This is a genomic window from Curtobacterium sp. 24E2 (assembly GCF_016925595.1).
GTDB lineage: Bacteria > Actinomycetota > Actinomycetes > Actinomycetales > Microbacteriaceae > Curtobacterium.
Window position 1 is genome coordinate 2058043 of the sequence record NZ_CP068987.1, and the last position, 18843, is coordinate 2076885.

Genomic DNA, 18843 nt, shown 5'->3' on the forward strand with positions numbered 1-18843 from the left:
GCGCTCCGCGACGGCGTCCTGCCGCCCGTCGAACAGGTCCGGCCGGGCATCTGGACCTTCGCGGTGCCGTTCCGGTTCGGGGTGCCCGATGCGACCCTGGTCTACGTGGTGGAGGGGGCGGACGGGTCCCTCGCGCTGATCGACCCCGGGTGGTCGGCCGACGGCGGTCTGGAGGAGGTGCGCGCCGCACTGTCGGCGATCGGCCGCTCGCTCGACGACGTGTCCCTCGTCGCCGTGACGCACCTGCACGCCGACCACCTCGGTGCCGCCGCCGCGGTCCGTCGAGCGACCGGTGCGCGGGTCGCGATGCACGGGCTCGAGGTCGCCGCGCTGGACTGTGAGCGCGCCGACGCGGTGCAGAACGACGCGGACATCGCCACGTGGGGCCTGCCGCAGCACCTGCACGACGGGGTCGTCGCTGCGTGGGGAGCGGGCGACGGATCGGACTCGGGCGGAGCGAGGCGCCGTACGCCGACCTGCTGCTGGCCGACGGCGACGTGCTGCCGATCCCGGGGCGCACCATCCGGACGCTCTGGACGCCCGGGCACACCGCCGGGCACGTGTGCTTCGTCGACGAGGCGGACGGGCTGCTGTTCACCGGTGACCACGTGCTGCCACGGATCAACTCCGGGATCGGCCTCGGCGGGCGCACCGACACGAACCCGCTCGGCGACTACCTGGCGTCGCTCGGCCGACTCGACGTGCACGCGGGGATGGAGGTCTGCCCGGGCCACGAGTACCGGTTCGCCGACGTCGTCGCACGCGCGCAGACGTTGGCTCGACACCGCGAGGAGCGGTCGCGGCACGTCGCCGAGGCGCTCGACGCGCTCGACCGGCCCACGCTGTTCGAGGTCGCCGCACGCGTGCCGTTCAGTGGCGGGATCGAGTCGATGACCGGGTTCCTGCTCGCGAGTGCGCTGACGCAGACGGCGTTCCACGCGGAGCTGCTCGGCCGGTCGGGCGAGGTCCGTCCCGCCTGACCTCAGCCGAGCGTGCTGGCGAGGCGCTCGATGGTCGTCTTCGCGTCGGCGAGCTCGGCGGACGCGTGCTCGGCGAGCGGGGCGAGGTCGGGCAGCCGGTCGGCCAGGGTCGCACTGACCGTGATCGGGTAGAGCTTCATGCCGAGCGCCGTGCCGAGGATGAGGTGCAGGACCGGCGAGCCGTGGTCCCAGTCCTCGGTCGGGGTGCCGGCGTCGTAGGTCGCGCCACGGCTGACCACGGTGACCACCGGCCGGCCGGCCAGGGCTGCACGTCGCCCGCCAGGACCCCGGGGACGTGGATGCGGTCGATCCAGGCCTTGAGCGTCGACGGCACCGTGTAGTTGTACAGCGGCGACCCGACGACCACGACGTCGGCGGCGAGGAGCTCGTCGATGACCTCTTGGCGCAGTGCCTCGGCCTCGGGAGCGACGGACTCGTCGGCAGTGCGGTCCACTGCCGCCCAGTGCAGCGCCGAGGTCTCGAGGTGCGGGAGCTGGTCGACGTGCAGGTCGCGGCGGACCACCGTGTACTCCGGACCACGAGCGCGCCAGGCGTCGGCGAACGCGGCGGTCAGCGCGCGCGAACGGGAGTGGGACAGGTCGGCCGAGGAGTCGATGTGCAGCAGCGTGGGCATGGTGCCCACGCTACCGACGGTGGGACGGAAACGGCCCCGCCGCCCCGGTGCGGGGACAGGCGGGGCCGAGCCGGCCTCCCGTCCGTCACGCGGGCACGCGACGGACGGGAGACGACGGGGACCGTCAGCGCTGTGCGCGGCGACGGCGCAGGGTGCGGGCGCCGATCAGGCCGGCACCGGCGACGAGCAGGCCGAGCGCCCAGGGAGGGCACCCGTCGCATCGGTTCCGGTGTAGGCGAGCCGGCCCGAGCCGACGTGGTGCGTGGCGACCGCCGCGGGGACGATCGGCTTGATGACGGCGGCCGGGGCGATCGTCGGCTGCACGTCCACCGCGAAGACCGTGCTCGGCACCGCGGCACCGGAGACGGTCAGGGTGTGCGTGGACGCGTGCGGGAACGTGACGGACACCAGGCCCACCCCGCCCAGCTCGGAGTCCGCGGCGATGACGTCGGACGCGACGTCCGAGGTGACGGTCGGCACGAAGAACTCCGGCTCGCCGGTCTCCTCGTCGAAGTCGGGCTGGATCTGGTTGCCGAAGCGGTCGACCTGGGCACCGGAGACGAGCAGCGTGCCGCCCTGCTTGACGGTCACCTTGCCGCCCTTGACCGGCTCGGAGTCGCTGAGCAGGTCACCCGTGTAGACGTCACCGTTCGGGTGGATGATCCACGCCGTGGTGTCGCTGCCGTCCTCGAGCGCGTTCTGGTTGAGCGTGACGACCTCGATGCCGACGGGGGCACCGGCCTGGACGTCGATGTCGACGAACTGCTGGTTCGAGACGGTGCCGCTCGGGCTCGTCGACGTCGCCGTGATCATGACCTGGTAGTACTGGTCGGCGTCGGTCAGGGTGCCGGAGAGCACACCGGTCTTCGCGTCGAAGGAGATCCCCTTCGGCAGCGTGGACTGCTCGTCGCCGTCGTCGTCGAACGACGATGCCGACAGCACCGGCGCCGGGGTGCTCAGGGCACGGAAGGTCTGCGAGAAGGCCTCGCCGGCGGTGGCCTCGATGGACGTGTCGCCTTCCTCGTCGGAGAGCGGCTGGCCGTCCTCGTCCACGAAGACAGGGGCAACGGCGGTCTCGGTGGTCGCCGTGGCGGTCTCGCCCGCGACCGACCCCTCGAGCGTGACCGTGATCTCCTGACCGGCGTCGGCGGCCGCGATCGTGTAGGTGGCGCTCTCGGACAGGACGGCACCGGTCTCGGAGGTCCAGACGTACGAGATCTTGCTGCCCTTGGTGAACCCGGACTGTCGCGCGACGAGGTCCGAGCCGACGTACAGGTCGCCGGTGATGGTGACCGACTGCGCCGCTGCGGCCGGGGTGGTCGCGGTGACGGTGGGCTCGGCGGGCGTGGTCGCTGCCGGGGCGGCGGGGGTGCCGGCCGGGGCCGTCGAACCCGAGCCGGGGGTGGCGGCGTCGGTCGGCTCGGTGGTCGGGGCGGTGGTGCCGGTCCCGTCGCCCGCCGGGGCGTCGTCGCCGCCGGTGGTGCCACCGGTCGTGTCGCCGGCGGCAGGGGTGCCGTCGGTCGCACCGGTGTCGGCCGCGGGCGTGCCGGTGCCGTCCGTCGCGGAGTCGCTCGGCGTGGTGCCGTCAGCGGTGCCGGTCGTCGCCGGGGTGGTGACGGCCGTGGTCGGCTCGGCTGCGGTGGCGGCGGTGGCGGTCATGACGCCCAGACCGGTCGTGAGACCGATCAGCGCGACGGTGGTGCCGACGGCGCACGCGCGTCGGACGGTGGAGGTGCTACGGCGCACTTCTTCCCCAAGGGTTCAGTCCGGTCGGGTGCCGGAACATAAGAATCCGCCGAGAATCCTCGGCTTGCTCGGATCGTATTGGTACCCGCGCGCGGACACGACCGTCTTGATCAGAATGTGACCATGGTTGGGGGTTCCCGCACGACGAACGGGAGGCTCCCCGCCGGACACGGACCGGCAGCCGCTGGCGCGTCTGCCGGGCACCGGCCGGCGGGGGCCCGAGTACCAGCTGGCACCGGGCTTCCCGTCCGTTCGTCGGTCACGTCTCAGGCGCGACGGCGACGCAGGCGGTGGACCAGCAGGCCGCCGCCGGCGGCGAGGAGGCCGAGGGCCCAGGCGAGGGGGCCGCTCTCGTCGGCGCCGGTGTAGGCGAGCGTGGTGCCGGTGCCGGTGCCGGTGCCGGTGCCGCTCGTCGTGGTCGCGACCGCGACCGCGGCCGCGGCGACGGGACGGACGGCGACGACGAACGTGGTCGAGGCGCCACCCTGCGTGACGGTGAGACGGTGGTCCGAGGCGTGCGGGAACGTCACCTTCGAGGCGTCGCCCCGGGGATCGGTGACGACCTGGTCGGACGCCACCGAGCTGGTCACCGTCGCGCCGAAGCCGGTGCTCACGGAAGCCGGTGCGGTCGGGTTGCCGAACCGGTCGACGGCGAGGCCGGAGACCTCCAGCGAGCCGCCCTGCTGGACGGGGATCGACGACACGGTGCCGAGGGGATCCCCGCCGCCGGTGAACGCGCTGATCACGCCACCGGGGGCGACCGACCAGACCGTCGCGCCGGGCGTGCCGGTGTCGACGATCGCGAGGACCCCGACGGGTGCGGCCGGCATGACGGTCAGGCGCACGTACTCCGTTGCGGTCGCGGTGCCGCGGAGGGCGACGACCTCGAAGTCGTACGTGCCCGCCGTCGTGACCGTGCTGGTGAGCACCCCGGTCTCGACGTTGACGGTGAGGTCGGTCGAGGGCGCGTCCTGGATCGCGTACGCCAGCGACCCCGTGCCGCCCGTGGTGCGGAAGGTGTGCGTGAACGTCGCGCCGGCGGTGGCGGTGAGGGCGAGCGGCTTCGCCTTCGTCGACGGTTCGGTGAAGACGACCGGTGACGCCGAGACGGTCAGGCGGACGTACTCGGTCACCTGTGTCGACCCGCTGAGGGCGACGACCTCGAAGTCGAACGTGCCGGCGGTCGTCGGGGTACCGCTCAGCTCGCCGGTCTCGACGTTCACCGTGTAGTCCGCCGACGGGGCGTCCTGGATGGCGTACGCGACCGTGCCGTCGCCGCCCGTCGTGGTGAAGGTGTGGCTGAACGGCGTGCCGACCGTGCCGGTGAGGGCGAGCGGGGCGGCCTGGGTCGACGGCTCGGTGAACGCGAGGTCGCTGCCGTCACCCGGTGCTGCCGCCGGGGTGGCACTGTCCGAGGCCTTCGCGGCGGGGCTCGCACTCGGCGTCGGGCGGGCGCTCGCCGTCGGGCTGGCGCTCGGCGTCGGCGCTGGCGTCTCCGTCGTCGGGCTGGCGCTCGGCGTCGCGGTGGCCGTGGTGGTGCTCGTCGGTGTCGTCGGTTCCGTCGGCGTCGCCGCCGTCGCGGACGCGCCGACGCCGATGACCGAGCCGATGGCCGTCGCCACCACGACGATGCCGATCGTCGCCGCGCGGCGGACGGGCGGCTTGGTGGACTGGTGCATGGTTCCCCCTGGGAGTCCTGGTTGCGAGCGCCCGGTGGTCGTGCGCTCGTCAGTGCTGACAGTACGGTTCGCGGGCCTGTTCCGATCCCGCCGGAGATCACGGTTTCATCTCGGTAATACCCGCTCTGATCTGGGGTTTCTCACAGGATCGCGCGACGACGGACGGGAGGCGCGGGGCGGTCGTGCCCCGCGCCTCCAGTCCGTCAGGCGGTCGCCGTGACGTGCCTCAGCCGAGTCGGCGACGCAGGCGCCAGACGAGCAGGCCGGCGCCCGATGCCAGGAGGCCGAGGGCCCACGCGAGCGGGCCGGACTCGTCGGCACCGGTGTAGGCGAGGGTGCCCGACGCGGTCGGCGTGTGGGTGGTCGAGACCACGGTCGTCGCCGTCGGCTGTACCTCGAAGCGGATGGTGCTCGTCACGTCCCCGTAGGCCACGGTGATCGTGTGCGGCGACGCGTGGTCGAAGGTCACCCAGGTGGCCGCAGCCTCGGGGTCGTACTCGATGCGGTCGCTGGCCACGTCGCTCGTGAAGGTGAGGTCGGCGTGGTCGCCGACCGGCTGCCCGTCGGCGTCCACGGCCAGGGCGCGGATCTGCACCCGGTCACCCTGCCGGGCCGGGATCGCGTCGACCCGCTGCGGGTCGCCGTCCGCCGGGTAGTAGGTGATCACGTCGCCCTCGACGCCCCACCGGTCGCCGGACGTCTCGTCCGCGGGGAGCACCCCGACGGCGATGCCGGCGACGGGAGCGGGGTCCTCAGGGACGCGGACCGTGAACGAGGTCGAGACGCCGCCCTCGGACACCGTCAGCGTGCGGGTGCCCGGCTCCGAGAACGTCACCGTGTTCGCCGACCAGTTCGGGTCCCAGACCACGCCGTCGGACGCGATGGTGCTCGTGACGGTCGAACGCGGGTACTCGTCGCCCGGGGTGGTGCGGTTGCCCAGTGCATCGACGGCCAGCCCCGCGAGGGTCATCGAGGAGCCGACGGTGGCGGGGACCTCCGACACGACGGTCTCGCCGGTGCCACCCGGCGTGTACTCCCGGATCGTCCCGTCGGCGTCGACCTGCCAGCTGACGTCGGACTCCGAGCTGTCGACACCGAACGTGACACCCACCGGGGCGCCGGGCTCGATGTCGACCTGGACGTACTGCACGGCGCTCTGGTGCAGGTCGGTCGCGGTGACCTCGAACAGTGCGGGCCCGTCGATCGTGCTCTTCGGCGTGGCGCTCAGGACACCGGTCTGCTCGTTCCAGGACCAGCCGTTGACGTCGTTGTTCGGGAAGAAGTTCAGCGGGTTGAACAGGTACTCCAGTGGGCCGTCGCCGCCCTGGGCGGTGAAGGTGTGCGAGAACGGCTGACCGGCGGTCGCGGTGAGGACGATCGGCGCGTCCTTGGTCGACGGCTCCGCCCAGGTGACGGGCGTCGATGCCTCGGGAGCGGGTTGTTCGGCGGCGGCGGGGGTCGTCGACCCTGGGTCCGCGGTGGGCGTCGTGGTCGCGGCCGGGGTGGAATCCGGTGTGTTGTCCGGCGCCGCCGTCTCGGTGGTGGGTGCCGGGTCGGTGGTCGGCCCCGAGTCGGTGGTCGGTGCCGGGTCGGCGGGCGCGCCGTCCGGCGCGCCGTGCTGCGTGTCGGTGCCGGCCGCCGTGGTGTCGGGTGCTGCGGTCGCGTCTTGCGGTGCGGACGTCGCGGTGGTGCTCGGTGCAGCAGTCTCGTCGGTCGCCGCGGAGGCGGCTCTCGCCCCGATGCCGAACGCCGACGAAGCGGTGACGATCGCGATCGCCGCTCCGATCGCCGCGCTGCGGCGGAGCGTGTACTTGCAGGACTGGTTCATGGGATCCCCCTCGGATGCCTGGGCGGGACGCTCGATCAGCGTCCTCTACCCAAGGAGTGTCCGAGGATGACCGGTCCTGACGTGTCGGAGGTCACGGATCGGTCACGACGTCCGTACCGGCGTCACCCACCGCGGCGGCCGCGCGCTCCAGGGCGTGGCGGAGTGCGCGGACCGCAGGGGAGGACGACCCGGCCGACCGGACCACCGTGAAGATGGTCCGGCGCGGGTGCTCGGGCAGCTCGACCAGTCGGCACGTCGTCGTCCGCCCCGTCCACATCAGGTCGGGCATCAGGCTGACGGCGTTCCCGGACTCCACGAGCCGGATCTGCGTCTGCAGGTCGGCGGTCTCGTACCGGACGTCGGGCTCGAAGCCCCAGCGCCGGCAGACCTGCTCGGCGAAGTGCCTGGAGGCCGTCCCGCGCGGCTCCATCACCCACGGCAGCGCTTCGGCGTCCTCCAGCGACGAGACCGGCAGCAGCGCGGTGTCGAGCGGTGGCAGTGCCAAGCGGACGGCATCGGTCGTCAGGTCCGAACGGTCGAGCCCGGTCAGGTGCGGTGCTGCGTGCGCGGGGTACTGCTCCGCGATGACCATGTCGAAGTCGCGCGCCCACGTCTCGTTCAGGGCGGTCTCGGGCTCACGCTGCACCATCTCGACCCGGACGTCGGGGTGCTCGGTGGCCATCTCGTGCAGCGCGTTCGGCATCAGTGCGAGGGCAGCGGACTGGAACACGGCGACGCGCACCCGCCCCTGCACCGTCGGCATGGTCTCCTCGACCTGCGCCTGGGCCTGCTCGAGCACGTCCTGCACGTGGCCGGCTGCGGCGACGAGGACCTCGGCCTGCGGGGTGAGCTGCAGGCGTCGCCCGGCCTTGCGCAGGAGCTGCACACCGGCCTCGCGTTCCAGGGCGCTGAGCTGCTGCGAGACCGCCGACGGGGTGAAGTTCACGGCCTCGGCGACGGCCGCTATCGTGCCGCGGATCGAGAGCTCACGGAGCAGGACGAGACGGCGGACATCGAGCACGTGCTCACGGTAGCGGGTCTTACGGGTATCCATCACGAACCGTTGCTTCCGCTGATGAGTCGGGAGCTCCACACTGATCCCATGACGACCCTGCAGGAGCACCCCGCCACCGACCACGACGCCCTGGCGGACCAGTCCGTCGCACTCGTCCGACAGTGGCTGGCCGAGGCCGAGTCGTTCCCGGTGGACGGCTCCGCCAAGCAGCTCGCCGGGGTGCTCGCCGACCCCGCCGGTCTGGACTTCGCAGTCGGCTTCGTGGACGGCGTCGTCCGCCCGGAAGACCTCGCCGTCGCCGCCCGCAAGCTCCGGCAGATCGCGCCCGGGGCCCCCGGCTTCCTGCCCGCAGCGATGCGCGGACTCGTGCGCCTCGGTGGCGGCATGGCGCCGGTGCTGCCGGGCGTCGTCGTGCCCATCGCCCGCCGGGTGCTGCGGGGCATGGTCGGCCACCTCATCGTCGACGCGACCGACTCGAAGCTCGGCCCGGCGATCGCGAAGATCAAGCGGGACGGCGTCCGGCTCAACGTGAACCTGCTCGGCGAGGCCGTGCTGGGCGAGCGCGAGGCCGCACGCCGGCTCGAGGGGACGCACAAGCTCCTGGCGCGCGACGACGTCGACTACGTGTCGATCAAGGTCTCGTCGACCGTGCACCCGCACTCGCCGTGGGCGTTCGACCACGCCGTCGACGACATCGTCGAGCAGCTCCGCCCGCTGTTCGAGCGCGCCGCGGCCTCGACCCCGGCGAAGTTCATCAACCTCGACATGGAGGAGTACAAGGACCTCGACCTGACGATCGCGGTCTTCACGAAGCTCCTCGACGAGCCCGCGTTCCTCGGTCTCGAAGCCGGCATCGTCCTGCAGGCGTACCTGCCCGACGCGCTCGCCGCGATGGAGCAGCTGCAGGAGTGGTCCGCCGCCCGCCGTGCCCGCGGCGGTGCCGGCATCAAGGTCCGCCTGGTCAAGGGCGCGAACCTGCCGATGGAGCAGGTCGAGGCCTCGGTGCACGGCTGGCCGCTCGCCACCTGGCACACCAAGCAGGACTCCGACACCAACTACAAGCGCGTGCTCGACTGGGCGCTCACCCCGTCCCGCGTCGAGAACGTCCGCGTCGGCGTCGCCGGACACAACCTGTTCGACGTCGCGCACGCGTGGCTGCTCGCCGGCGAACGTGGTGTGCGGGACGGCATCGAGTTCGAGATGCTGCTCGGCATGGCGCAGGGCCAGGCCGAGGCCGTCCGCCGCACCGTCGGGTCGCTGCTGCTCTACACGCCGGTCGTCCACCCGGGCGAGTTCGACGTCGCGATCGCGTACCTGATCCGCCGCCTCGAAGAAGGTGCCTCGCAAGACAACTTCATGTCCGCGGTCTTCTCGCTCGTGTCGTCGCCGCCGCTGTTCGCCCGCGAAGAAGAGCGGTTCCGCGCCTCGCTCGTGCCGCTCGCCACGCCGGAGGGCCTCGCTGCCCCCGCGTCCCACCGCGTCGCCGACCGCTACGCGGCCGTCGGACGCCCCGGGCCCGGCCGGTTCGAGAACACGCCGGACAGCGACCCGTCGGTCGCGTCGGTGCGTCAGTGGGGGTCCGCGATCACGGACCGGATCGCGTCGTCGACGCTCGGCGTCCGCGCCGTCCAGGAGGCCCGGGTCGACTCCGCCGCGTCGCTCGACGCGGCGCTCGCTCGCGTCCAGGCCGCCGGTGCGGTCTGGGGGACCTGGTCCGGTGCCGCTCGTGGCGCCGTGCTGCACGCCGTCGGCGACGCGCTCGAGGCGAACCGCGCAGCACTCATCGAGGTCATGGCCGCGGAGACCGGCAAGACCATCGACCAGGCCGACCCCGAGGTGTCCGAGGCGATCGACTTCGCGCACTTCTACGGCTCGCTCGCGTCCCAGCTCGACGATCTCGACGGTGCCACCTTCACCCCGGCCACGCTGACCCTCGTCGCGCCGCCGTGGAACTTCCCGGTCGCGATCCCCGCCGGCTCGACCCTGGCCGCACTCGCCGCCGGGTCCGCCGTCGTCCTCAAGCCCGCGCCGCCCGCCGAGCGCTCCGGGGCCGTCCTCGCCTCGATCATCGAGACCGCGCTCGACGCCCACGGAGCCCCGGCCGACGTGCTCGCGTTCCTGCAGGTGTCCGAGAACGACCTCGGCCAGCAGCTCATCGCCTCGCCGTTGGTCGACCAGGTCATCCTCACCGGTGCCTACGAGACCGCCGAGCTGTTCCGCTCGTTCCGCCCGGACCTGCCGCTGCTCGCCGAGACCTCGGGCAAGAACGCCGTGATCGTCACCCCGTCGTCGGACCTCGACCTCGCGGTGAAGGACGTCGTCGCCTCGGCCTTCGGGCACGCCGGCCAGAAGTGCTCGGCCGCGTCGCTCGTGGTGATGGTCGGCTCGGTCGCGAAGTCGAAGCGCTTCCGCAACCAGCTCCTCGACGCCGTGTCCTCGCTCACCGTCGGCTACCCGACCGACCCGACGACCCAGATGGGCCCGGTCATCGAGCCGGCCTCGGGCAAGCTGCTCGCCGGCCTGACGACGCTCGGTGCGGGCGAGACCTGGGCCGTCGAGCCGAAGCAGCTCGACGAGACCGGCAAGCTCTGGAGCCCCGGTGTCCGCCAGGGCGTCCGCCGCGGCTCGGAGTTCCACCGCACCGAGTACTTCGGTCCGATCCTCGGCATGATGACCGCCGACACCCTCGACGAAGCAATCGACATCGTCAACGAGGTCGACTACGGCCTGACCTCGGGCCTGCACTCGCTCGACCCGGCCGAGATCGGGCAGTGGCTGTCGCGCATCGAGGCGGGCAACCTCTACGTCAACCGCGGCATCACGGGCGCCATCGTCCGTCGGCAGCCGTTCGGTGGCTGGAAGAAGTCGGCCGTCGGCGCGGGCACGAAGGCCGGCGGGCTGAACTACCTGCTCGGGCTGGGGTCGTGGGCGCCTGCTCCGTCGACTGCTGCGTCGGTTCCGTCCGCTCCGGTCAGCGCCTTCGCCCAGGCAGCCGGGGTCACCTCGTCGGTGCTCGACCGGTCGCTGGCATCGGACGAGCAGGCCTGGTCGACGCTGTTCGGCACCGCGACCGACGTCTCGGCCCTCACCGCCGAGCGGAACATCGCGCGGTACCTGCCGTTCCCGTCGGTGCACGTGCGGCTCGCTGCGGTTGCAGACTCCGACGCTGACGCCTCGGTGGTCGAGCTCGTGCGCGTCGTTGCCGCCGCACTCCGAGCCGGCACGACGATCGAGGTGTCGACGGTCGCGGCGCTGCCCGAGTCCGTCGCTTCGGCGATCCGCTCGCTGCCCATCGCCCGGTCCGTCGCGCAGTCGGTCTCCGACGAGTCCTTCGCGTCGTCGATCGCGTCGGGCCCGTCGACCCGTGTCCGGCTCATCGGTGGTGACACCTCGGCGCTGTACTCGGCGATCGGCGGGCGTCCCGACGTCGCGGTGTACGGCGGCCCGGTGACGGAGGCCGGTCGGCTCGAGATCCTGCCGTTCGTCCGTGAGCAGGCGGTGTCGATCACGGCGCACCGCTTCGGCACGCCGAACCACCTGACCGACGAGCTCGTCTAGCGTCTCCGCGCGGCTCACCGCTGTCCGGTCGCCGCACGGCCACGGGTGCTTCGGAGGGGCACAGCGTTGCCTCGGGTGCGCGTCGCAACCACGGCGCGTACCCGACGGCCCTGCGTCGGGTCGAACCCGGAGGAGCTCCACCATGACCGAACCGTTCGCACGCCCGACCGCCCTCGCCCACGTCCGCGTCACCGTGACCGACATCCACCGCAGCAAGGCGTTCTACCAGCAGCTGCTCGGCACCGACCCGGCGATCGACTTCAGCGACCAGGTCGACGAGCCCGGCGTGCGCGAGGACCGCGAGCGCTTCTACGGCGGCTCCGTGTTCCGGCTCGGCGATCAGGTCTTCGGTCTCCGCCCGGTCGCTCCGGCGGGGCAGACGTTCAACCCGGACACGGTGGGACTCGACCACGTGAGCTTCTGTCGTGGGGTCGGTCGACGAGCTGCACCAGGCGGCCGCACGTCTCGATGCCGCGGGGGTCGAGCACGGCGAGGTGACCGACCTCGGCGACGCCGGCATGGTGATCCTGTCCGTGCAGGACCCCGACGACATCAACCTCGAGCTCGCTGCCCTCAAGTCCTGAGTAGTTCTCGGGCCGCGGGCTAGCATGGGGTGACGAGAGGGGACGTCATGCGCTTCGCGCAGGCCATCGGCCGGGGGATCGGCTTCGTGTTGTCGACCGTTGCGAAGGTGCTCGGGACCCTCAACGGCGCCAAGCCCGCGGGCGACGACCTCGCCGTACGGCTGAACCAGCCGCGCCGTGACGACTACCGCCCCTGACGCGGCTCGGTTCCAGTCCGGCCCGCACAACCGAAGTGCCCTCGAACCACGCGTTTGCGCAGTTCGAGGGCACTTTGGTTGTGCGCAGGCACGTGGGACGAGCCCGGGCGCGGTGCGCTGACCCCGGTCAGTCGGCGACGGCGGGCTCCGGGGCGACCATCGTGCCGGTGACGAGCGCGCGGAGCGACTCCGGCAGGGGGATCGGTCGGCGGGCGCCCTCGCGGTCGATGATGACGTGCGCGAATTCTCCGGTGGCGAGCAGGGCGCCGTCGGACTGGCGGAACAGGCCGAACTCCCACGACAGACTCGTGTTGCCGAGGTGCTTGGACCGCATCCCGACCTCGATGACGTCCGGCCAGACGGCGGACTCGACGAAGCGGCAGCTCGACGACACCAGTACCGCGATCCACTCCGACGTGAAGGGGTCGAGGCCAGCTTCCTCGCGGAACCAGTACGTCGACGCGTTGTCCATCGCCGAGTAGTAGATCGTGTTGTTGACGTGCCCGAACATGTCGTTGTCGTTCCACCGAGTGGGGTAGAGGCGGCGGAACGGGTACTCGTCGATGGTCATCGGTCTCCGATCGGAGGTGCGGGTGTGGCGTGATCGGCGGCGGGGCGCAGCACGTACTCGAACGCGGCGCGTGCCCGGACGGGGTCGGGGGCCTCACCGGAGATGAACTCAGCGTAGGTGAACGACTCTGAGATCCGGACGAGCAGCCGGGCGAGCTCCTCGGCGGACAGCGGGGCCGGATCGAACTCGCCGGACGACTGCTCCTCGACCACGAGCGCGGTGACCCGCTCGACGAACCGGCTCTGGACGTCGCTCTCCGAGGTGGTCAGCAGGCGCATCGCCCGCGCGGGTTCGCGGGTCAGGAACGCGCGGAAGTAGGTGGCCTCGATGAGGTCGGCGGTGAACCGGTCGAGCACGTCGACGATGCGCGCCGCTCCGGACGACCCGATCGTGTCGGCAGCACGGGACGCCCGGTCGAGCGTCGGGACTGCGAGGGACCACAGGATCTCGGACAGCAACCGGTCACGGTTGCCCACCCACCGGAACAGCGACGTACGGTCCACGCCGAGTGCGGCAGCCAACGCGCCCATGTCGATCCGTGAGCCGTCGATGAAGGTGTGGCGGGCCTCCCGGAAGGCGCGCAGCGCAGAATCCGATGTGTACACGCGGTCCTCTCTTGCAACGTTTTCGAGAGTGATGCATCGTTGGTTCCATGTCAACGCTGACGCCCACGACGGGCCTCCTCGAATCGGACTTCTACGGCTTCCAACAACAGCTGACCGAGCCGGAGCGCGCGTCGATCGGGCGGCTCCGCGAGTACCTCGAGCGCGAGGTCGCGCCCATCGCCGACGGGTACTGGGCACGCGCCGAGTTCCCGATGCAGGTGATCGCGCCCCTCGCCGAGCTGGGCATGTACGGGCCGGGTATCCCGCTGGTGCGCCAGTTCGAGAACTCGGCCGTGTATCGCGGGTGGGCTGCGCTCGAACTCGGACGCGTCGACGCCAGCGTCGCGACGTTCATCGGTGTGCAGTCGGGTCTGGCGATGAACTCGATCGCCGTCGCCGGCAGCGAGGAACAGCAGCGCGAGTGGCTGCCGCGCATGGCCGCCGGCGAACTCATCGGGGCGTTCGGCCTGACCGAACCGCTGTCCGGCAGCGACTCCGCCCGTGGCCTGCGCACCACCGCTCGCCGCGACGGCGATTCGTGGGTGCTCGACGGTGAGAAGCGCTGGATCGGCAACGCCACCTTCGCCGACGTCGTCGTCATCTGGGCGAAGGACGTCGCCGACGAGCAGGTGAAGGGCTTCCTGGTGACCACGGACACCCCCGGCTTCACCGCCACCAAGATCGAGGACAAGATCGCGCTGCGTGGGGTGCAGAACGCCGACATCGTCATGCAGGGGGTGCGGGTGCCGGAGTCGCGTCGGCTCCAGCGCGCCGACTCGTTCCGGTCGACGGCGGAGGTGCTCCGCCTGACCCGCACCGAGGTGGCCTGGCAGGCCGTCGGCATCGCGGTCGGCGCCTACGAAGCAGCGCTCGCGTACGCCCGCGAGCGGATCCAGTTCGGCAAGCCGATCGCGTCGCACCAGCTCGTGCAGGACCTGCTCGTGAAGTCGCTGTCGAACATCACCGCTTCGATCGCGCTCTGCACGCAGGCTTCGGCCATGCAGGACGCCGGCGTCGGGGGTGACGAGCACTCCGCACTGGCGAAGGCGTTCGCGACCGCGAAGATGCGCGAGACCGTCGGCTGGTGCCGCGAGGTGCAGGGCGGCAACGGCATCGTGCTCGACAAGGGGGTCGCCCGGTTCTTCGCGGACGCCGAGGCGATCTACTCGTACGAGGGCACGCGCGAGGTGAACACGCTCATCGTCGGGCGGGCGATCACGGGCCAGGCCGCGTTCGTCTAGCGCGGGCGGACCCGGGTCGGTCGGGCGGATCCGAGCCGGAACGACGTTCTCGATGTCGTGCGACGTCGATCGTGTCGTTCCGGGTCGACCGCCACGCCCGCGCTACCCGAGCAGCTCCGGCCGCTCCCACTCCTGGCCGAGCACGTGCTGCTCGAGGAACGCGAACACCGTCTCGTACCAGACCACGGCGTGCTGCGGCGAGAGCACCCAGTGGTTCTCGTCCGGGAAGTACAGGAACCGGTGCGGCATCGCGCCGTCGTCGGCCGCGTGGTGTTCCGCGAGTTCGGACCACAGTCGCAGCCCCTCGCCGATCGGCACCCGGTAGTCCTTGTCGCCGTGGACGACGAGCATCGGTGACGTGATGTCCGCCACGAAGCGGTGCGGGTCGTTGGCCTCGATGCCGGCGGCGTCGAAGATCGACGACCAGTACTGCGACGAGTCCGTGGTGCCGTTGAACTGGTCGAGCGCCCACAGGCTGGCGTGCGTGACGATCGCGCGGAACCGGTCGGTGTGCCCGGCGACCCAGTTGGCCATGTAGCCGCCGAACGAGCCGCCCATCGCCGCCGTACGGGCCTCGTCGATGTCCGCTCGGGCTTCGACCACGTCCGTGATCGCCATCAGGTCGGTGTACGGCGCCTGCCCCCACGCGTTCCACCCACGGTTCACGAATTCGAGCCCGTAGCCGGTCGACAGCGCTGGGTCCGGCAGCAGCACGGCGTACCCGCGCGCCGCCAGGAGCATCGGGTTCCACCGCCACGACCACTGGTTCCACGAGTTGAGCGGCCCGCCGTGGATCCAGAGCAGCAGCGGGTGCGGGCCGTCACCCTCCGGCACGACCAGCCAGCCGCGCACGCGCGCGCCGTCGGCCGCGGTCGTCTCGACCTCTTCCAGGTGCGCGGGGACCTCTGGCAGGGGCGCGGGCGTCGCGAGCGGGGTCACCACGCCGTCGGTCGCGATCCGCACGGGGTGCAGCGGCGCCGCCCAGGAGGCCCGGAGCGCCACGACCACACCGCTCGCCTCCGCCACGCGCAGGCTCGAGTACGCCCAGTCGTCGTGGGTCAGCTGTTCGACGGCTGCGCCGTCGAGCGGGATGCGGAACACGGGTGCCCGGCCGTCCTGGTCGGCAACGGCGAGCAGTGCCCGGTCGCCGTGCTCGAACACGAGCTCGCTCGGCCAGCGGTCCCAGTCGGTGGCGATGCGGCGCGGGTCCGAGCCGTCGATGCCGGCGGTCCAGACCTCTTGCTGGTGCGCGCCGGCGGGGGTGGAGCGCACCGTCCGGACCCACGCGATCGTGCGGCCGTCATGGCTCAGGGTGGGCATCTCGTGGTCGACGTCGACGTCGTCGAACAGCACCGTGCGGTGGCCGCTCGTGCAGTCGATCGTGACGAGCGTCGAGCGGTCCCCACGGGCCTCCCGGACGCCCACGGCTGCCAACAGGACGGACCCGTCGGGCGTGAGTGCCCCGTTGACGTGGTCCAGTGACCGGGCGGGTGCCGGCGTGCGGTCGACGGGCTGCGCGAGTTCGTCTGATCCGCCGGCCGTGTCGAGTGTGAGGACGTGCGTCTGGTCGGGGCCGAGGTCGTGGTCCCAGTACCGGACCGGGTAGGTCTCGTGCAGGATCGCGCGGACCTTCTTGTCCGCGCGGGCCTTGCGGAGCTCGGCGTCGGCGTCGAGCACGGTCGCCGGGTCAGAGCCGGCACCCGGCAGCAGGTCGGCGGTGAGCGCGACGGTGTCGGCGGCCGCTGCGGTCGCGAGCACGCCGCCGACCCCGCCGGTGAGCCGCGTGAGGGGGCGGGCTTCACCACCGGCTGCCGGGAGGACCCAGAGCTGGGCGGCCTCGACGTCGGTGGCATCGGCGTCGGGGCGGGCGGAGACGAAGAGCAGGTCGCCGGTGCGGGTGAAGGCGATGCCGCCCTCGCCCTTGGCGGACCGGGTGAGGCGGACGGGGGACGCGGGTGCGCCACCATCGCCCTTGCCGGCTGGCACCTGCCAGACCGAGCGCCGGTATCCGGTGTGATCCGGGTCGAGCGCACTGACCGTCAGGGCGACGCGCTCTCCGTCCGGGCTGATCGCGATCCCGTCGACCCGGGGAGCGCGATGTACTGGTCGAGTTCGGAGAACGGCGTCGTCATGCGACCACGCTCACCAGGTCATCGGCCCAGAAGGCGGCGATCTGCTCGGCGACCGCTGTGCCCTGGGCGCGGCCGGCCTCGGCCGAGGGAGCCTGGGTGGCCAGTGAGAGCGAGTTCGTGCCGAAGGCTTCCTGCGCGGTGCTGTCGGCCACGACGACCTCGACCGAGCTGCCGCCGGCGCGGAGCGACTCGACCGCGACGTCGAGCCACGGGCCGACCGGAGACGGACCCTCGGGACCGCAGGCGATGACGAGGACACGCTCGTGTCCGGCGGCGGCGTCGGCGTTCGTGCCGGAGCGGACCCCGCCGTCGACGTACGGTCGCCCCTCGATGCCGACGGGCGACCACACGAACGGCACGGAGCAGCTCGCGGCGACCGCGCGGGGAGCGGGACGCCGTCGGCTGCGGTCAGCAGCCGGAACGTGCCGTCGGTGGCGTCGACCGCGGTGATCGCGAGCGGCTTGGCAGGCCAGTCGGTGGACGGCAGGGTTTCGGCGAAGGTCGCCACGCGCTCGTCGTCGGACTGTCCGTCGGTGACCTGCTGGGCGGCGAGGCCGAGGCGGGCGCGGGCGTCCTGCTCGCCGGTCGCCCCTCGAGCGCGGCACCGATCCGCTGCTGGACGGCGTCGGTGTCGATGGCCGGCGGCTCGACGTAGGTCGTCGGTGCGGGGGTGTGCTGCTGGTCGTACGCCTGCTGCACCGCGCGGTTCCGGACGAATGCCCCGACGACGCTGCCGGCGCTCGTGCCGACGACGAGGTCAGCAGCGTCGAGGTCGACGCCGGCGTCCTGCAGGGCGGACAGCACCCCGACCTCCCACGCGATCCCGGCGACGCCACCACCGCCCAGGACGAGGGCTCTGGATCCGGGAACGGGCGTGCTGGCATCGGTCATGGGTCTTGCTTACCAGCTGCGTGCGACGGGCCGGTGGAGGCCGACAGATCCTGTGGAGAACCGACCTGTGGACAACTCCGTCTGCGTCGGTGGCGTGACCTAGCGTCGTGGTCATGGGGCAACAGCGTTCAGGACGGGTCGGCACGGTCGGGTGGCCGATCGTGGTGGCGGCCGCGCCCACTGCGGCGTTCCAGCTGCCGAACCTGTTCGCCACCCCGGCGGTCCGACTGTCGCTCGTCGTGTTCGGGCTCGTCGTGCTGGCCGGTGCCGTGGCGGTGCAGGTGGTCCGGACCCGACGCAGCGACGCTGCGCGGTCGGTGGCCGAGGAGAACGCGACCGCGGCCGAACTCGAACAGTCGACGGCGGTCCGGTACGCGTTCGGCCAGATCGCCACCCGGCTCGTCCGGTTCACCGAACTGCCCCGTTCCGAGCGCCACGCCGAACTCTCCGTCGTCGCCGACCGCGTCGCCGTGGCCCTGGCGTTCTACCTGCTGCCGAAGGTGCCCGACGTCCGCGCCAACGTGTACCAGCTGTCCACCGATCTGCGTGCGCTCGAGCCGATCGGTCACGGCGGCGCCGGCGACACCGCCGGGGTCTTCCGCGCGGGCACGCCCTACGGCGACCGCAACCTCGAGTGGGTGCTGGTCGGGGGATCGCCCCGGATCGTCGGCGACCGCTCGGCCGACGTCGACGTGGACCAGGACGCGCCGGGCTTCGAACCGCGCTACTCGTCGTACGTCTCGGTGGTGATCCGGTCCGACCAGTACTCGTTCGGCATGCTCACCGTCGACTCCCCGGTCTCCGACGCCTTCAGCGAACTCGACGCCAAGAACATCGCGATGATGGCGTCGTTCATGGCCGTGGCGTTCTCGTTGACCTACTCGTTCCCCGAGCGCGACCGCAATCCAAGGAAAGGCCCGTGATGCTCACACGCTCTGTCGGACGCTCGACGTACGATGCCCTCATGACGACCGTGAACCCTGCTCCGCCGTCGTTCGGGCGTGCCCGGATCTCATCGCCCAACTGGAACGACACCACCACCGACGCCGACTACGAAGACCTCGACGTCATCGCCGCCAACCTCGAGCGCGAGCGCGAAGCCGCCCGGATCCGGGTCGCCGCAGCCATCGCCGCGCGCCTGGGTCGCTGACCCTTCCCGCATCGTCCACGACGAACGGCTCC

At 72.0% G+C, this 18843-nt stretch carries 17 protein-coding genes and 2 pseudogenes; 8 read left to right on the plus strand and 11 right to left on the minus strand.

Going from position 1 to position 18843, the window contains the following annotated elements; genetic code table 11:
* Nucleotides 1-81: 81 nt before the first annotated feature.
* A pseudogene (locus JN350_RS20185) lies at nt 82-318 on the plus strand (MBL fold metallo-hydrolase); the annotation flags it as partial.
* 104 nt (nt 319-422) lie between these two features.
* Nucleotides 423-980, plus strand: a complete 558-nt coding sequence (locus JN350_RS20190) for an MBL fold metallo-hydrolase (protein ID WP_275897975.1) — start codon at nt 423-425, stop codon at nt 978-980.
* 2 nt (nt 981-982) lie between these two features.
* Here JN350_RS20190 and JN350_RS10255 read toward each other — a convergent pair whose 3' ends face one another.
* The 6 genes from JN350_RS10255 to JN350_RS10280 all read right to left on the minus strand — a co-directional run bounded on the left by JN350_RS10255 (nt 983) and on the right by JN350_RS10280 (nt 7888).
* Complete coding sequence (locus JN350_RS10255) at nt 983-1120, minus strand: hypothetical protein (RefSeq protein WP_205462128.1); 138 nt, start codon at nt 1118-1120, stop codon at nt 983-985.
* Nucleotides 1117-1614, minus strand: coding sequence for an FMN-dependent NADH-azoreductase (locus tag JN350_RS10260; protein ID WP_205462129.1), 498 nt, complete (start codon nt 1612-1614; stop codon nt 1117-1119). The genes JN350_RS10255 and JN350_RS10260 overlap by 4 nt, the downstream gene beginning before the upstream one ends.
* Nucleotides 1615-1779: 165 nt before the next feature.
* On the minus strand, nt 1780-3360 hold the full coding sequence (locus tag JN350_RS10265; protein ID WP_205462130.1) for a putative Ig domain-containing protein: 1581 nt from the start codon (nt 3358-3360) through the stop codon (nt 1780-1782).
* A gap of 266 nt (nt 3361-3626) precedes the next feature.
* Nucleotides 3627-5039 carry a hypothetical protein gene (locus tag JN350_RS10270; RefSeq protein ID WP_205462131.1) on the minus strand — a complete coding sequence of 471 codons (1413 nt, stop codon included), beginning with the start codon at nt 5037-5039 and terminating at the stop codon, nt 3627-3629.
* 226 nt (nt 5040-5265) lie between these two features.
* On the minus strand, nt 5266-6867 hold the full coding sequence (locus JN350_RS10275) for a hypothetical protein (RefSeq protein ID WP_205462132.1): 1602 nt from the start codon (nt 6865-6867) through the stop codon (nt 5266-5268).
* A gap of 91 nt (nt 6868-6958) precedes the next feature.
* Nucleotides 6959-7888 carry a LysR substrate-binding domain-containing protein gene (locus JN350_RS10280; protein WP_205462133.1) on the minus strand — a complete coding sequence of 310 codons (930 nt, stop codon included), beginning with the start codon at nt 7886-7888 and terminating at the stop codon, nt 6959-6961.
* Nucleotides 7889-7969: 81 nt separating this feature from the next.
* Here JN350_RS10280 and JN350_RS10285 point away from each other — a divergent pair, with 81 nt between their 5' ends.
* The 3 genes from JN350_RS10285 to JN350_RS10295 all read left to right on the plus strand — a co-directional run bounded on the left by JN350_RS10285 (nt 7970) and on the right by JN350_RS10295 (nt 12221).
* Nucleotides 7970-11440, plus strand: a complete 3471-nt coding sequence (locus tag JN350_RS10285; RefSeq protein ID WP_205462134.1) for a proline dehydrogenase family protein — start codon at nt 7970-7972, stop codon at nt 11438-11440.
* Nucleotides 11441-11865: 425 nt separating this feature from the next.
* The gene (locus JN350_RS19395; RefSeq protein ID WP_240347261.1) at nt 11866-12024 is read left to right on the plus strand and encodes a hypothetical protein; all 159 of its coding nucleotides are present in this window, start codon (nt 11866-11868) and stop codon (nt 12022-12024) included.
* Nucleotides 12025-12053: 29 nt separating this feature from the next.
* Nucleotides 12054-12221, plus strand: coding sequence for a hypothetical protein (locus JN350_RS10295; protein ID WP_205462135.1), 168 nt, complete (start codon nt 12054-12056; stop codon nt 12219-12221).
* Between the two features lie 127 nt (nt 12222-12348).
* Here JN350_RS10295 and JN350_RS10300 read toward each other — a convergent pair whose 3' ends face one another.
* Nucleotides 12349-12792, minus strand: coding sequence for an acyl-CoA thioesterase (locus JN350_RS10300; RefSeq protein WP_205462136.1), 444 nt, complete (start codon nt 12790-12792; stop codon nt 12349-12351).
* The gene (locus JN350_RS10305) at nt 12789-13397 is read right to left on the minus strand and encodes a QsdR family transcriptional regulator (RefSeq protein ID WP_123292424.1); all 609 of its coding nucleotides are present in this window, start codon (nt 13395-13397) and stop codon (nt 12789-12791) included. Before JN350_RS10305 ends, JN350_RS10300 begins: the two co-directional genes overlap by 4 nt.
* Before the next feature lie 47 nt (nt 13398-13444).
* On the opposite strand from JN350_RS10305, the gene JN350_RS10310 reads away from it, so the two are divergent.
* On the plus strand, nt 13445-14638 hold the full coding sequence (locus JN350_RS10310) for an acyl-CoA dehydrogenase family protein (protein ID WP_205462137.1): 1194 nt from the start codon (nt 13445-13447) through the stop codon (nt 14636-14638).
* Between the two features lie 102 nt (nt 14639-14740).
* Here the strand turns inward: JN350_RS10310 and JN350_RS10315 are convergent, their stop codons facing one another.
* From JN350_RS10315 to JN350_RS19400, 3 genes and pseudogenes are all read right to left on the minus strand, one after another.
* On the minus strand, nt 14741-16624 hold the full coding sequence (locus JN350_RS10315) for a S9 family peptidase (protein WP_461962854.1): 1884 nt from the start codon (nt 16622-16624) through the stop codon (nt 14741-14743).
* A gap of 142 nt (nt 16625-16766) precedes the next feature.
* Entirely contained in the window at nt 16767-17375 is a 609-nt protein-coding gene (locus JN350_RS10320; protein ID WP_240347262.1) for a patatin-like phospholipase family protein, read from the minus strand.
* A 148-nt stretch (nt 17376-17523) separates the two neighbouring features.
* Nucleotides 17524-17661, minus strand: a pseudogene (locus tag JN350_RS19400) (patatin-like phospholipase family protein); the annotation flags it as partial.
* Between the two features lie 113 nt (nt 17662-17774).
* Between JN350_RS19400 and JN350_RS10325 the strand changes: the two are divergent.
* Nucleotides 17775-18584, plus strand: a complete 810-nt coding sequence (locus JN350_RS10325; protein ID WP_205462138.1) for a hypothetical protein — start codon at nt 17775-17777, stop codon at nt 18582-18584.
* 41 nt (nt 18585-18625) lie between these two features.
* A complete protein-coding gene (locus JN350_RS10330) occupies nt 18626-18811 on the plus strand; it encodes a hypothetical protein (protein ID WP_205462139.1) in 186 nt (61 codons plus the stop codon).
* The last annotated feature ends 32 nt before the right edge of the window (nt 18812-18843 follow it).